The sequence below is a fragment of the Enterococcus avium ATCC 14025 genome, from assembly GCF_000406965.1.
GTDB lineage: Bacteria > Bacillota > Bacilli > Lactobacillales > Enterococcaceae > Enterococcus_A > Enterococcus_A avium.
In genome coordinates this window covers 109,821-123,814 of record NZ_KE136357.1, presented here as the reverse complement: position 1 = coordinate 123,814, position 13,994 = coordinate 109,821, and the positions used below count along the sequence as shown (strand labels likewise).

15 protein-coding genes and 1 pseudogene are annotated in these 13,994 nt (G+C 39.9%); 2 read left to right on the top strand and 14 right to left on the bottom strand.

The window, feature by feature from the left end; all coding sequences use genetic code 11:
* Positions 1-233: 233 nt before the first annotated feature.
* Positions 234-599, bottom strand: coding sequence for a potassium channel family protein (locus OMU_RS00590; RefSeq protein ID WP_016178026.1), 366 nt, complete (start codon positions 597-599; stop codon positions 234-236).
* A 154-nt stretch (positions 600-753) separates the two neighbouring features.
* Between OMU_RS00590 and OMU_RS00585 the strand changes: the two genes are divergently transcribed.
* A complete protein-coding gene (locus OMU_RS00585; RefSeq protein ID WP_016178025.1) occupies positions 754-1,101 on the top strand; it encodes a DUF488 domain-containing protein in 348 nt (115 codons plus the stop codon).
* A 229-nt stretch (positions 1,102-1,330) separates the two neighbouring features.
* Here OMU_RS00585 and OMU_RS00580 read toward each other — a convergent pair whose 3' ends face one another.
* The 13 genes and pseudogenes from OMU_RS00580 to srlA form a co-directional block, all read right to left on the bottom strand.
* Positions 1,331-2,794, bottom strand: coding sequence for an IS1182-like element ISEfa7 family transposase (locus OMU_RS00580; protein ID WP_016178024.1), 1,464 nt, complete (start codon positions 2,792-2,794; stop codon positions 1,331-1,333).
* A 165-nt stretch (positions 2,795-2,959) separates the two neighbouring features.
* Positions 2,960-4,105, bottom strand: coding sequence for a cation:proton antiporter (locus tag OMU_RS00575; RefSeq protein WP_016178023.1), 1,146 nt, complete (start codon positions 4,103-4,105; stop codon positions 2,960-2,962).
* A 140-nt stretch (positions 4,106-4,245) separates the two neighbouring features.
* On the bottom strand, positions 4,246-4,809 hold the full coding sequence (locus OMU_RS00570; RefSeq protein ID WP_016178022.1) for a methyltransferase family protein: 564 nt from the start codon (positions 4,807-4,809) through the stop codon (positions 4,246-4,248).
* 162 nt (positions 4,810-4,971) lie between these two features.
* A complete protein-coding gene (locus tag OMU_RS00565) occupies positions 4,972-5,433 on the bottom strand; it encodes a hypothetical protein (RefSeq protein WP_016178021.1) in 462 nt (153 codons plus the stop codon).
* A gap of 361 nt (positions 5,434-5,794) precedes the next feature.
* On the bottom strand, positions 5,795-6,586 hold the full coding sequence (locus OMU_RS00560; RefSeq protein WP_370447998.1) for a sugar-binding transcriptional regulator: 792 nt from the start codon (positions 6,584-6,586) through the stop codon (positions 5,795-5,797).
* A gap of 66 nt (positions 6,587-6,652) precedes the next feature.
* A pseudogene (locus OMU_RS24050) lies at positions 6,653-6,745 on the bottom strand (hypothetical protein); the annotation flags it as partial.
* 37 nt (positions 6,746-6,782) lie between these two features.
* Entirely contained in the window at positions 6,783-7,139 is a 357-nt protein-coding gene (locus OMU_RS00555; protein WP_016178019.1) for a PTS glucitol/sorbitol transporter subunit IIA, read from the bottom strand.
* 33 nt (positions 7,140-7,172) lie between these two features.
* Complete coding sequence (locus OMU_RS00550; protein WP_016178018.1) at positions 7,173-8,420, bottom strand: NAD(P)H-dependent oxidoreductase; 1,248 nt, start codon at positions 8,418-8,420, stop codon at positions 7,173-7,175.
* Positions 8,417-8,815 (bottom strand): transcriptional regulator GutM, encoded by a 399-nt coding sequence (locus tag OMU_RS00545; RefSeq protein ID WP_016178017.1) that lies wholly within the window; start codon positions 8,813-8,815, stop codon positions 8,417-8,419. The genes OMU_RS00550 and OMU_RS00545 overlap by 4 nt, the downstream gene beginning before the upstream one ends.
* A 17-nt stretch (positions 8,816-8,832) precedes the next feature.
* Entirely contained in the window at positions 8,833-9,828 is a 996-nt protein-coding gene (locus OMU_RS00540; RefSeq protein ID WP_016178016.1) for a 2-hydroxyacid dehydrogenase, read from the bottom strand.
* Between the two features lie 18 nt (positions 9,829-9,846).
* Positions 9,847-10,902 carry a zinc-dependent alcohol dehydrogenase gene (locus tag OMU_RS00535; RefSeq protein WP_016178015.1) on the bottom strand — a complete coding sequence of 352 codons (1,056 nt, stop codon included), beginning with the start codon at positions 10,900-10,902 and terminating at the stop codon, positions 9,847-9,849.
* 21 nt (positions 10,903-10,923) lie between these two features.
* Positions 10,924-11,940 carry a PTS glucitol/sorbitol transporter subunit IIB gene (gene srlE, locus OMU_RS00530; RefSeq protein ID WP_016178014.1) on the bottom strand — a complete coding sequence of 339 codons (1,017 nt, stop codon included), beginning with the start codon at positions 11,938-11,940 and terminating at the stop codon, positions 10,924-10,926.
* Positions 11,941-11,961: 21 nt separating this feature from the next.
* Entirely contained in the window at positions 11,962-12,495 is a 534-nt protein-coding gene (gene srlA, locus OMU_RS00525) for a PTS glucitol/sorbitol transporter subunit IIC (RefSeq protein ID WP_016178013.1), read from the bottom strand.
* 201 nt (positions 12,496-12,696) lie between these two features.
* Here srlA and OMU_RS00520 point away from each other — a divergent pair, with 201 nt between their 5' ends.
* Entirely contained in the window at positions 12,697-13,644 is a 948-nt protein-coding gene (locus OMU_RS00520) for a sugar-binding transcriptional regulator (RefSeq protein WP_016178012.1), read from the top strand.
* The last annotated feature ends 350 nt before the right edge of the window (positions 13,645-13,994 follow it).

The following is a 13,994-nucleotide window of genomic DNA, read 5'->3' as shown; positions in this document are numbered from 1 at the left end:
AGCAAAATTGCTTCACCGCGATTTTTTTAAATAAATCACTCCTGAAAAAAAATTGAGAATTTAGGTTAGTCCTTGCAAACGTGACAAGCTCAGCAAAAAGAAGAATATATATGGCCGTTAAAGCCAAAATCTGGAAGCATGCTTAATCAATATTAAGCTAAAAAACGCACATAAACAGGCAACGCATGAGTTATCCGTTGCCTGCTTTCATCTTATTTGGCTGTTAAAAACCGTTACTCCTTATTTACCGATGCGCTTTTCTCATGATGCTTTTTCTGTTTATGATACTCAGCCAAAGCCCGACTGAAATTCGCGATCACGCCCGTGATGATTCCGACACCAATCAGCACATAAATAATCGTAAACAGTTTTCCTAAAGCTGTCTGGGGCGCTAAATCCCCATACCCGACTGTCGCTAAAGTCATGACGGAAAAATACAATGCGTCGAGATAGGTCATCCCCTCGACATTATGATAAAAAACCGTCCCAATCAGCAAAATAAACAACAGCGCCAACATGATCGCCTTTTGTTCTTCCTGTCGAAACAAAATTTTTAAGATGTGCCACAAGCTTCTAAATAATAATAAAAATGCAACCATGAGAACCGCCTTTCAGATCTGTTATATATTATATTCAGCTACCCTATTTTATCAGATATTCGCAGCAGCATAAAATCTCTCATCCACAAAAGTTACTTTACTCACTCTTTATCACTGTCTTTGTTAAAATAAAAGAGCAAAGGAAGTGTTCAACATGTTAAAACTGAAAAGAGCTTATCTACCAGCAGAAGATACTGATGGCTACCGCGTGTTAGTAGATCGCCTATGGCCGCGAGGAAAATCCAAAGAAACGGAAAAAATTGATTTGTGGCTGAAGGAAATCGCGCCCAGTCCTGAGTTACGTAAATGGTTCAATCACGATTCCGAAAAATATCCGGAGTTCCGTGAGAAGTATCGCCAAGAATTACAAAGCGGTCCACAAAAAGAAGCTCTGAAGCAATTACAGGAAATTATCAAGCAACATAAAACAATCACCCTAGTCTACGGCGCAAAAAATGAAACGGAAAACAATGCTCAAGTCCTGTACGACCTTCTTCAATAAAAGACAGTGAGCCTGATGAGCATCCTTCTGACTTATTGACTCATAATATTGGAAAATATAGCGATAGGTATGTCTAACTGAAACCTATGCGCTCCTATGCGCGGCGAGAATAAAACTTGTTTGGGTTAGAAGAAATCGGGATCGTGGCCCTAACTGTTACCTAAATCTTGAGGCATAAGATTCAAAAGGACAATCTTTCCATTCTCATAAGCATAATCTGCTTCACCTGTCAGTAAAAATTACTGACACAGACTGTAGACAAAAGCTGTTCCAAACTCGTAACTCGAGCTTGGAACAGCTTTTTATCTACTTCGTTTCGAATTTTTGAACAAAAAAATAAAGGCTCCTTGCCTTTCCATAGCCAGGTGGCTAATTTCTTTAAATTCATTGCAGCAAACACTAGCATCGTATGCGTCGCGACTTTTTCCAAGCCTCGATACTTGGTCCAACGCATCCCATGCTTTTCTTTTGCATCTGCAAATATTCGTTCAATCGTTTGTTTCCGTTTTTTGTAAATTGATTTATTCAGATCCGTTAGGCGAAGATGTTCCACTTCATCCATCAGATCTCCCCAAACATGTCTCGTGATGACTCGTTGATGATTTTTACTTTTGGTACATTGGTTTAGCAGAGGACAGTTCACACATTCTTTTGGATTGGATTTGTATTCTCGGTACCCTTCTCGAGTAACCGTTGAAAAAGCGAGCATTTGATCCTGCGGACAAATGTAACAATCATAATACTCGTCATAGAGAAACTCGTTTTTTGATAATAGCCCCTTTTTCCCTTTGGGCCTTGAATAAGGCAAACAAGGTCGAAGATTCAAATGAGTCAAAAAGTGAACAAACTTAGGTGTCTTATACCCAGCATCAGCGACAACACAGTTGATTTCAGGAAAAAGTCTCTTCGATTGTTTGACGAGTTGAAAGGCGACTTGACTGTCATGAATATTTCCAGGAGTGATGATTGTGCTGAGAATAAATCCGTTGTCGTCGCATGAAGTATGGGCAGAATAAGCAAATTGTTTTTCTCGTTCGCCTTTGACGTAGTAGCCGCTTTCCGGATCAGTCTTACTTATTTTTCTTTCTTTCAGCTTCACTTCCTTTTCTAGGTCCAAAGTAAAAGGGCGTTTTCCAGCCTCTATTCGTTGACGATTGATCTCATCTTCTAATTCATCCTGATAGGCTTTCGCTTCATCGTGGGTCATTTCTTTCGTAAACTTATGTTTATTGGCGTTGGCTTTGATGTGGGTAGAATCAAGATACAAATTATCCTCTGTTACAAAACCTGCTTTAACTGCTTGTTCTAAAATATAGGCAAAAATATCCTCAAACACCGTCGTTTCTCTAAATCGGCGGACATAATTCTTTCCAAAAGTTGAGAAATGGGGGATTTTCTCCTCGAAGGAATAGCCTAAAAACCAGCGGTAAGCGACATTGGTATCGACTTCCTTAATGGTTTGCCGCATGGAACGGATACCGAATAAATACTGAATAAACACCAATTTGATAAGAATCACTGGATCGATACTTGGGCGACCTAAATCGGAGTAAGTGGCTTCGACGATTGGATAAATAAATTCAAAATCAAGCGCGGCATCAATCTTTCGAACGAGATGATCTTGAGGAACCAGATCATCAATCGTGAGCATCGCAAATTGATTTCTACCGTTCGTATTGTTTTTAGACATCATAACTATCACTCCTTGCATTCGTTTTCATAAATCTATTATAAAAGAAAAGACTGTAGACATCATCCATAAAACGGACTTTGTCTACAGTCTGCTGACAGTTTTTTTATTGCTAATAAACGCAAAACTACCTAATCAGCATACGCCCAATTAGGTAGTCGTTTTTAATCAATATATTTTACGTGTAAAGCTTTTTAATAAGAAAGGTGAAGCCAAAGTCGTAAACAGAATAATCAAAATAAACGCTGAATAATAATGATCTGTGACCAATCCGCTTTGATAGCCTAGCTGCACAATGATCAAGGCCATCTCTCCTCGCGAGACCATTCCTGAACCTACCATCAAGCTGCTGTTATTGCCAAATCCAGCCAATTTTCCGCCAATGAAGCCGCCAGCAAGCTTTGAAGCAATCGCGATTATCGTCAGAAGTAATATGAACAACAATTGTCTGCTGATTCCCGCAAAGGAAACCTCTAATCCGATACTTACAAAGAAAACTGGGATAAATACCGCATAACCGATTGCCTCCACGTTAACTTGGACATCCTTCCAATCCTTTGTCTGACCAATTGCAACGCCAGTAAAAAATGCGCCGATCACCGAGCTTAAACCGATAAAATCGGCTAAATAGGACATACTCAAACACAGAATCAGTGAAACAATGATCACTGAAGATTCCGCTAAAAGCTTTTTACTCAGCCGCATCAGATACGGCGCGCCCCAGCGAATCAAAAAGAATACACCGGCAAAAAATAGCACCTGTTCTACCAGCATGACTCCCAATGACCGATCATTTCCACCCTGTGCCCCTAAAAAGGACATACTCAAGCTGACAATCAAGACGACTAAAATATCATCCACCACAGAAGCGCCAAGAATCGTCGACCCTTCTTTAGTATTGATCACATTTAGTTCCTTCAAAACCTCAACCGAAATACTGACAGACGTTGCCGCTAAGATCAGCCCTAAGAAAAAGGACTCATTTAGTTGAATCTGAAAAACAATCCCGCCAAGCGTTCCTAACAAAACCGGAAAAAGAATTCCTAAAACGGCCACATACATCCCCGGACGAAAATATTTCTTAAGCAAGGACAAATCACTTTCGATCCCAGCCAAAAACATCAATAGAATTACGCCTATCTCAGAAAAATCCTCTACTAAAATATCCGGATGAACCAAATTGAAGCCAGCCGTTCCTAACAAAATTCCCACCAACAGCTGGCCGATCACCGCAGGTATGCCGAACCTTCTAAAAAAGTGACTCGCAACTGTTGTACTGATTAAAATCAAACATAAAACACCGATAAATGCCATTTCCTTCATCCCCTCACATTTCACAATAACAAATCATTTTGACTTTAATCGTGAAATTGTCTCAACCTCTTTAGTCTACCGAAAATGAAATCGATTGGAAAATAATTGGATTCAATGGAAATGCATTGTAAATTTTTGCATTACAAATATCTTCTCACCGCTTTTTGATAGTCCCGATAGCGCTCACCGAAAACAGTGGTCAAATAGTTTTCCTCTCCGCGAATCTGCAAATCAAACAGGAACAACGCCAACACCGCCATTACAATCATAAGGAGATTCGGAAATATCAGCGCAAAACCCAGATACAACAAATCAAAGGCCACAAAAGCCGGATTTCGACTAAATCGATAAATTCCAGTAGTCACTAATTCTGTTCGTTGTTGTTCATTAAAGCCCGCTCGCCAATTCAATCCCATCGCTTTGACCGCAATAAAGAATAAAATTACTCCTAAAAAAGTTAGAACTAATCCAGCATATCGCCAGCCTGTTTGATTAACAGCGAATAGGAATGGCGCAAGAAACTGAATAAGCGCACCAAATCCAGTCATGATTCGTAAAACAATTTCAAAATACTTTTCACGCGAACTCTGTTTGTCACCCAGTAAGTTAACCTTGATTCCCTGTTTTCTTAGCACCCATGCCTTCCCAAGGTAAATCAAATAGAAGGCTGTTAAACCCAGCAATGCACTAACACGTATTAGCATGTGAATTCCTCCTTTTACATATGAATTTATATTCATATGTATATTATTTCATATGAACATTCTCCCGTCAACAACAAATCTACTAACTTACTTCCCGTAAAAATAACCACCCAATGACCGTTGAGCCTAGTCATTGGGTGGCTAATAAAAAAATTATCCTTTTTACAATTGAATATCCTCAAGGTTGTCTGTAATAATCCAATCATCCATATTTTTTTCGCGATTATAATAGAAGGGTTCAATCTTCTCTAAATGGCTAACTTCATAGAGTCCGATACACTTTTTTCCATACCATCTAGTTTTTTGTTTTTCAGATAAATTTAGCTCCTGTCCAAAACCTTCGATAAACTCCGTTGATTCTTCAGGAGTCATTTTGTATTTCTCAATCACTTTGGTTAGCAGACCGCGGTGAGTGATTTCCATATTTCCGCCCTTTTCAACAAAATATAGGATATCGTTCTCTTTTGCTCGCCCACCAAGCGGACTCTTCTTACCAGCCGAACCGCGAATGATCATTGTTTTCTCACCATTGATCAATTTTTCCAATTCCTTGCCTTCATTGTCTAAATAAACCAAATGCTCTGCTTGCCCTTCTCTTTTTTGGTACCAATCTCTATTTTCCATTCCTTCAGCCTCCATAATCTAAAAAAACTTGTTACTAATTACTCTATAGTAGTACAGAATAAATTTCTACTCATTTTCTGTGTCAAAATTGGTAAATTTTCAACTCGTGAATATAGAAAACATGATTAATAGGAATTAAATTAAATAAAACTATTGTTTAATAAGACATTTTCAAAAAAGAATTTAATCGTAAAATACTCAGGAAAACACGTTAGTTCATGATCATTTGATATACCCATTAAAGATCAAGGTTTGTTGTTCTTTTTAAATAGAAAAACAAATACCTCACAAACTTTCGAAATTGATCGTTTACAAGGTATTTGTATCTATTTTATCATGCTCTTCTCAAATCATTAAATTTCTATTCCACAGCTGCATCCAACAACGCCTGAGCAATTTTATCTGTCGTTACAAGAATATTAATCAGATTTGTCTCAATGGCGATTTTTGCAATATCCGTTCTTCTGATGTCATCCACAATCGTCATTACTTGAGGCATTTTTCTGATATTTTCCAACGTAACTCCCACGATACTTTTGTTGATCTCGTTATCAACTTTCTGGCCATTAGCATTAAAAAAATTGGAATTGATATCCCCCACAACCTTATCTTTTTTCAACTGTTGAATATCTTTTCCAGTCAGATAGCCTATCTCTTCCATTGTACTTCCCGCATAAGGATTTCCTAAACCTACAATCGCAAAATCAACGTTGGAACCATCATCAAGAACTGATTTTATCGTTTGATTGTTTCTTAAAGCGACCGCCAATTGCTCATCTGGTAGCATCGCAGGCGTATACAGGTATTTTGATTGCCCTCGAATTTTTCGGGCAAGATCATGACACAGCTGATTGGAATGAATATTAACATGTGAATCGCCCATTCCACCAATCAATGGCACGACAGAGACTGCCATGTTGGAGCTATGAATAATAGAATCAACGATACGGCGGATTCCTTTCCCCCACGAGATTCCGATACGATCAATTGACTTCAAACGATTGTTCAAATAATGAGCACCATAGTTGGCAGCTACTTTTTCAACCTCTTCATTCGTGAGATCCTTAGAATCAATGACCATGGCGGTTTTCAATCCATAGACTGCTTCCAAAGAGCGTTCCAATTTGGAGGTATACTCATTTTTACTGTTGATCGTAATTTCTACAATCCCCTGTTCCCTTGCATCCAGTAAAAGCTTAGAAACAAGAGAACGGGAAACGCCAATTATCTTAGCGATTTGAGCTTGTGTCAGTCCATCCTCGTAGTATAAGCAAGCAATTTTTATAATATTTTTTTCTTCAAAAGTATTCATAATTCCCTTCCTTTACTATGGATTAACTGATTTTGAACTATTCAAATGAGATTTCATCTCCGACAGTTAATACTGGAAATACCTTTGGTTCGACTAAAATTGCACCAGGCAGAATTTCATTATTTTCGCCATCTCTAAAATAGATAGAAATATGTCCTAGTGACTCAAAATTTGGATTCGCCTCTTCACCCACATCAAGAATACGATATTCCTGTTCTCCAATAGTCAACCGTCCGTTCTTCTGGATTACGTCTTTCGGTTCTTCCGAACTTTCATGAATGACACAGATGTCTCTCAGTTCTGCCATTGCTTGCGGACCGAATAAGACTAATAGAAATTCTTCTGCGAAATCCTCAACGATCGGACCGATTTCTATGATTTTTGTTTTGTACATAATCAGACTCCTAACTCGTCTTAAAATAGATTTCTATGCAAAAGTTTCATCTTGTAATTTACGCAATTTGTAAACAGTCGTTGATTCGTCTAACTCAATATCATCGATCGTCAAAAAGGCGCCATCTTTAATGTCACGTTTGGCAACTGAAGTCCCTCCGACTAAACCAATTGGCACGTTACCGTTTTTCTTCATGTCAGCATGTGTTTCTAACACACCGCGAACACAATACCCGCCGATGCCATCGATTTTTTCACCTGCTTTAATATCACGTTTTGCCACTGCAACAGTTTCGGAAATTGGTGCACCTAAAGGAACGATGGCTGTATCATGTTCTAAGACTGCTCGCGCGATAGTTAATGGTGTTTCCAAGCTGCACAGGTGATACGGACGGAATAAGATATGATGATCACGCTCGCCTTTTTTCAATAAATAGTTTAGCTCGTGCTGAACGCCTTCATTTTGTCCTTTCACGATACAGAAGATTCCTGGAGCAATCCCATCAACATATTCGACAACGCCAAAGCTATTTAAAACGCCGCCGTTTTCTTTCAAGTTTAATTTTTCGACTGTTCCGTCTAAGTCCGCTGAGATTCCATGCATCCCCACAACATCTGGAACGTAGCCAATCGCATTAGACAAGAGGTTCATTTCAGCCATTGTTTTAGTCCCATCCTGGAATGCGGCCAGCATGTGGCTGTTCATCCCTTTGGAGTCTGCTTCTGCCTGGGCAGTATCTGGATTCGCGCTTACTTTTAAGGCATTGTTTTTTCCTTTGCCGGCTACAAGGACTTCCATCCCCATACTTTTGGCAAATTCATACATTTGAACGGTTGCTGCAGGCTCGTCACCATCTGAACCAGTGTAAACAAGATCAGCGGCATCGTAGAGTTTCTTCATTAAAGGTCCCACGGTAATATCGATCTCTACATTTAAGAGCACTAAATGTTTCTTGGCAATCAGCGTTTCCAATGAGATTTTCGCTCCTGCTTCTGGAACACCTGTCGCATCGACAATCACTTCAACATTTGGTGAGTGAACGATTTCTTTAAAGTCTGTACTTGTCAAAATATTTACTTTTTCAGCCGCACTGGCATTGTAGGCATCTGCCGCTCTTTTTGCCGCATCTAAATTAATATCGCTGATTCCTGCGACAATCATACCTGGAATCGTTGAAATTTGTGAAACCATGCCGTAGCCCATTTGCCCTGCACCAATTACCCCAACCTTGATTGGCGCGCCATTTTGTTCTCTCTCTAACAATTTTCCATATAATGTCATGTTCTTTCCTCCGATGTTTTCTTTGTTTTTATTTCATTTTTAATGAAATCGATTGATTGTTTTAACGCTTCTTCATGCTTCACCTTTAAAACAGCTTCCGGAATCGTATCAATGCGATGCTTCTCAATAGCTGAATAGCGCTTGAACTTCGCAAAGATCGTCAATCCAGTCATTACTTGGCATTCTTCAATCACGCCGTTTGGATTCGCCACCATCAATACAATGCTTCTTGCTTTAAACCTGCTTTGAGACATTCCAATTCCTAAGAAGCCTTGACTGTTCTCTTTTACGAGATTATCGACTGTCTTTTTATAGTAGTTCGAATGTCTCAGTGATGTGAATACATTGAGCGCCAGCAACAGGACCACCAGCAATGCTAAGCGAAGTTCAGCCATACGTATTCTCCTATCTCTTATAGATACTCATTCAGGATGCGATTCGCCAAAATTTTTGGTGAATTCGCAAAGTTTCCAATGGTCGATCCCGCGATATGCGGCGTGATCGTTACATTTTCTAAGGTCAAATACGGATGATCCGCTGGTAAGGGTTCCTGTTCGAAAACATCGACTGCCGCTCCCGTGATTTCTTTTGTCTGTAACGCTTCGATCAAATCTGTTTCATTGATCAATCCTGAACGGGCGCTATTAATCACGACTGCCGAAGACTTCATTTTTTTGAAATGCTCTTTATTCAACATATTTTTTGTTTCAGGCGTTAAACGATAATGCATCGAAATGATATCAGCTTGAACAACCAACTCATCCAAGGAAACCTGCGTATCTTCGCTTTCTCCAGTGAAATAATCATCAAAGAAAATGATCTTGCCGCCAAATGGTCGTACCAAGTTCGCTACCTTTTGCCCGATCGCGCCGTAACCGACTAATCCAACAACGGATTCCTTCAATTCAGGAGCCAATACACCATTCGGATAATGCTTTTCCCACTCGCCGTTGCGTAATTTCCGATCGGCGCGAGCGATATTGCGAATTTCAGAAAGCATTAAGCCTACCGCATATTCAGAAACACTCGTTTCGCTTCGTCCAGGTGTATTAAAAACCGTAATCCCTTTTTCTTCCGCGTACTGGCGATTGACGTTCTCAATTCCGGCCCGCAGCACACCGACAAATTTCAAACTAGTCGCTTTGTCGATCACTTTTTTACCGATCGGGGCAAACTGAGTAATGATGTATTCGTACTCTTCGATTCCTTCTATTAAATAAGCTGGCAGATCAACTGCTTCACTGCCCTGTTTTTCCAGTGTGATGTTGTCCTTTTGGAGAGCTTCTAAATCTGCGTGCTTCCATTCCTTCACTTCAACCTCAATACCTTTTTCCTTCAATAAAAGTAACCCGTCACTCATCATTTTCTGATCAATGAATAAATCTGCAATTGCCAAACATTTAGCCATCTAACCTTCTCCTATTCTTTAATTTAAAATTACTGAAACGCGATAGTTTCCTGGTGTGCTTGCTGTTTCAAACGCTTTTTGGATTTCATCTAATGGAATTTGTGTTTCTACTAGCTTCGAAACATCTACCCTGCCGGTGTTCAGCATTTCAGCAGCGTCAGAAAAATCCTCTAAAGTAGAACCATAAGTGCCGATCAGCTCCAAACGCATATAGTGAACCTTGTTTGGATCAACATCCATTTCAGGGGCAGGATAACCTGCGGCATACATGGATATTTTCCCATCCTTCGGTTTGACCATTTGCAGGGCTTGATTGTTCGCCGGTGTAACTCCTACTGCGACGATCACAATGTCAGCTCCTTTGCCATTCGTCAGTTCTTTTACCTTTTGGACTGGATCAACTTCTTTTGGATTGATTACTTCAAAGCCCATTGATTTTGCAATCTCGACCTTCTTCTCCATCAGTTCAGAAACGATGACCCTTGCGCCAAAAGCGCGCGCTGTTTCAGCATTTAATAATCCCATTGTGCCTCCGCCGATAACAACAACTGTATCCGTTCCAGATTTCACACGAAGTTTTTTCATATTTTGAATAACAGACGATAACGGCTCAACAAACGCCGCTTCAGACGGCGACAAATCTGGATTCATCTTGACAAAGCTTTTTGCTTTTCTGACGAAATAATTGGCAAAGCCAAAGATTCCATAGCACTCATCTGAGTAGTTGTGACCAAATTGTTTGATATTCTCACACCCGGTCACTTCTCCATGCTTGCATTCATCACAATACCCGCAATAATCGTAAACAACACTCACGCGATCACCAACATCATAGGTGTCGCCTACCGCAGAACCTTTAGCCACGATCGTTCCCGAACATTCGTGACCGCCTGCCATGGGATAGCCTTGGTGCTCACGCAAGCCCAGCCATTGTTGATAATCTGTTGTACAGATATTGCACGCATCCTGCTTCACTAAGATTTCATCTGCCAAAAGCTCTGGCATTGGCATTTCTTTTACTTCTGCAACGCCCTTTTCTACTAAACATCCAAATTTGATTTTGTCTGGAATCAATTTACTCACCTCTAATTTTTTTTAAAGTCCAAATGACATGAAATAGGCCACAACGACCGCCAATGGACCTGTAATCACACGTGAAAATAAAATTGCTGGAACACCGGTAGAAATCGTATCAGGATCAGCTTCTCCCAAAGTCATTCCAACAGGCGCGAAATCACAACCAACCTGCGAGTTGATTGCAAATAACGCAGGTAACGCATAGTGGGGCGGGATCGTTCCATTGGCAATTTCCGTCCCGATCAAAAGTCCGATTACCGCAGCAATGACAGCCCCCGGCGCCAACAATGGTGATAGAAATGGCAAACTAGTAATCAAACCCAAAATTACTAAACCAATCAAGCTTCCCGCGAGCGGTGACAAGACCTTCGCAATCAAATCACCGATGCCAGTATAATTAATGATTCCGATTAACGTAGCAACAAACGCCATAAACGGCAGAATGTTCGTCATCACTGTATCAATCGTTTCTCGACCTGCTTGATACATAATATTAATGAAGTTGCCGGCTGCTCGACCGATTTTGTCAATGAACCCAATGAAGCCCTTCTTCTCATTTCCGTTGCCGTTGGATTCGGTTGTTGCTTGTTCCTTCGGCATTTCTTCCACAGTCGAAGCCATCGGTTCTGTTTTGATTTCTTCAACAACAGCGTCTTCAGTACCGTCACCATTGACTAACTCAAGATCATTGATAGTCGTTCCTGAGACAAAAATATCTTCAGTCATAAATTTCGCTAGCGGTCCAGAAGGCGCTTGCAATTTAACATTGACTGTCGGAATCCTCATTCGCGGATAGGTACCGCAACGGGCTGTTCCGCCACAATCAATCACTGCCGCAAGCGTTTCTTCCTTTTCAACTGGATTTTTAAAAGCATCAACGGCTGTTGTTCCCGTTAATTCAGCAATTTTCTCAGCCACCGGATGAATTCCTCCACCTGTAACGCTGATCACATATCGTTTCTTATGGTCAGGAGTAAGAGTTAATGGGCCGCCCCATCCGCCCTTTCCTTTATGAACAATCACTTTTTTACTCATTTTTTCCCCTCCGCGTTCGGTCTAAGCATTGACTGCTTTTTTCTTATCTCGACTTGATAAAATGGCAACAATTCGTTCGGTGATCACACCGCGAATAAGAATGACTACAAAGCCCGCCAGAAGATATCTCAGCCCTAGTTCACTTTGACTACCAACTTTCGCGAAACCTTGAGCAACTCCTAAATAGACAAAAAGTTCAGCAGCATTCGCATGAGGAAATAATCCGACAATCGGATGAAGCATAGAGACAGTTGAATCATAGTAAGCAGCCTTATGCTCCTCCTTCAAAAATCGACCGAATGTGTAGCACATCGGATTTGTCAGGAAAAAACAAGCTAAGAATGGAATTAATGTATATCTTAGAACAAAAAACTTCGTGCACATCTGCATAAATCCGAAAACTCTTTCCTCGCCGATAATCTTGATCAAAGCGTTTATAAAAAGAATCAACGTAATCAGCAGTGGAATGATTCCTGTCAGAAAACCAACAAACGTTTCAGCACCTGCTTGAAACATCCCAATAAAACCGTCTGATAACTTAACTAAAAAATCCATAACCTTCCTCCTGTTGTAGAATTTGATACGCGCGCGCGATTTCATATCATTTGACACGAATTGTGTCATCCGATATGATCGAGTTCATAATAGCAGGTGACACAAAAGATGTCAATTGGGATTTTAATCTTTTTTTTTAATCGATTTTGGTATAAAATCAAAGAAAGGATTAAACGGTGTTATTGAAAAGGAGGTTTTTTAATGAATAAATCTGAAGAACGAAATTTAATCAAAGTAGCTACCCTCTATTACAAAGAAGGCTTAACACAAGTACAAATATCAAAGAAACTAGGCGTTTCTAGATCGCTCATTTCCAAATGGCTAGTCGCCGCAAGAAACCAAGGATTTATCGAATTTTTCTTTAATAGTGAAGAAGTCTACTCTGTTGAACTCGAAAATAAACTAGAAGAAAAGTTTGGTTTAAAATCCGCAACTGTTATTGATACGAATAATTTATCTGCTTCAGAAATAGAAAAAGTTTTAGGACAAACAGCCGCTCTGGCAATTAAGGGGAAGATCGAAAACGTTCAATCAATCGGGCTCTCTTGGGGGAAATCAATCAAATCCTTAGTCACTCAGTTTCCTTTTGAATCCTATTCTGATAAGGTTTTTATTCCGCTCATCGGAGGGATGGGGATAAACAATTTTGATATTCATTCCAATCAGCTGTGTTATGAATTCGCACGTAAGACAAGAAGCTCATCAAAATATTTATACACCCCTGCCCTAGTAAGCAATTCCACCATTCGTTCTGAGTTTGAAAACAATGAATATATTCGTGAAATTTTAGACGAGGCCAAGCAAGTTGATATGGCAATTGTCAGTATCTCCTCGCCTTACCACATCAACACTATGGAAGAAATTGGCTATATTACCAAAACGGATATTAAGGAGTTGGAGGATTTGCACGTTGTTGGTGACATGAATTCCCGATTTTTTGATAAAAACGGTGTGGAGGTCGACCATGACACCAACACAAATGTCATTGGTATTAGTATTGAAGATCTTAAGAAAATTCCGCAGGTTGTGGCATTGGCGTATCATGAGGATAAATGGTCCGGTGTTTATTATTCTTGTGTCAATCATCTGATTACTGATCTGATCACTACAGATGTCATCGCCAAACAAATCCTAAAAGCAGAACTATAACTTATTCCATTCGTGTCATGAGGTGCTTCTATAGATGCACCTCTTTTATAGCCAGTTAAACGCACCAAATTTTACAAAATATTTGTTTGGATTAGTCCGAGAAAAAGATGATCGAACCCATATCAAAAAGCCCCGAAAAATTTCCGCAGCTTTTGGAATACTCCTTTAGGAAATATATTCAATTTTCATTTTACAAGTAAAAGGCTCTGTATGGTCCCTCCAAGGTTGGTTGAAAACTCGGTAAGATAGATGTTAACAAGAATGTTCGAATCTTCGCAGCTTATTATAATCAGACTGGTTTTAACTTCATTACTATACACTAAATTAACCAAAAATCCTTCTGTTTTCTG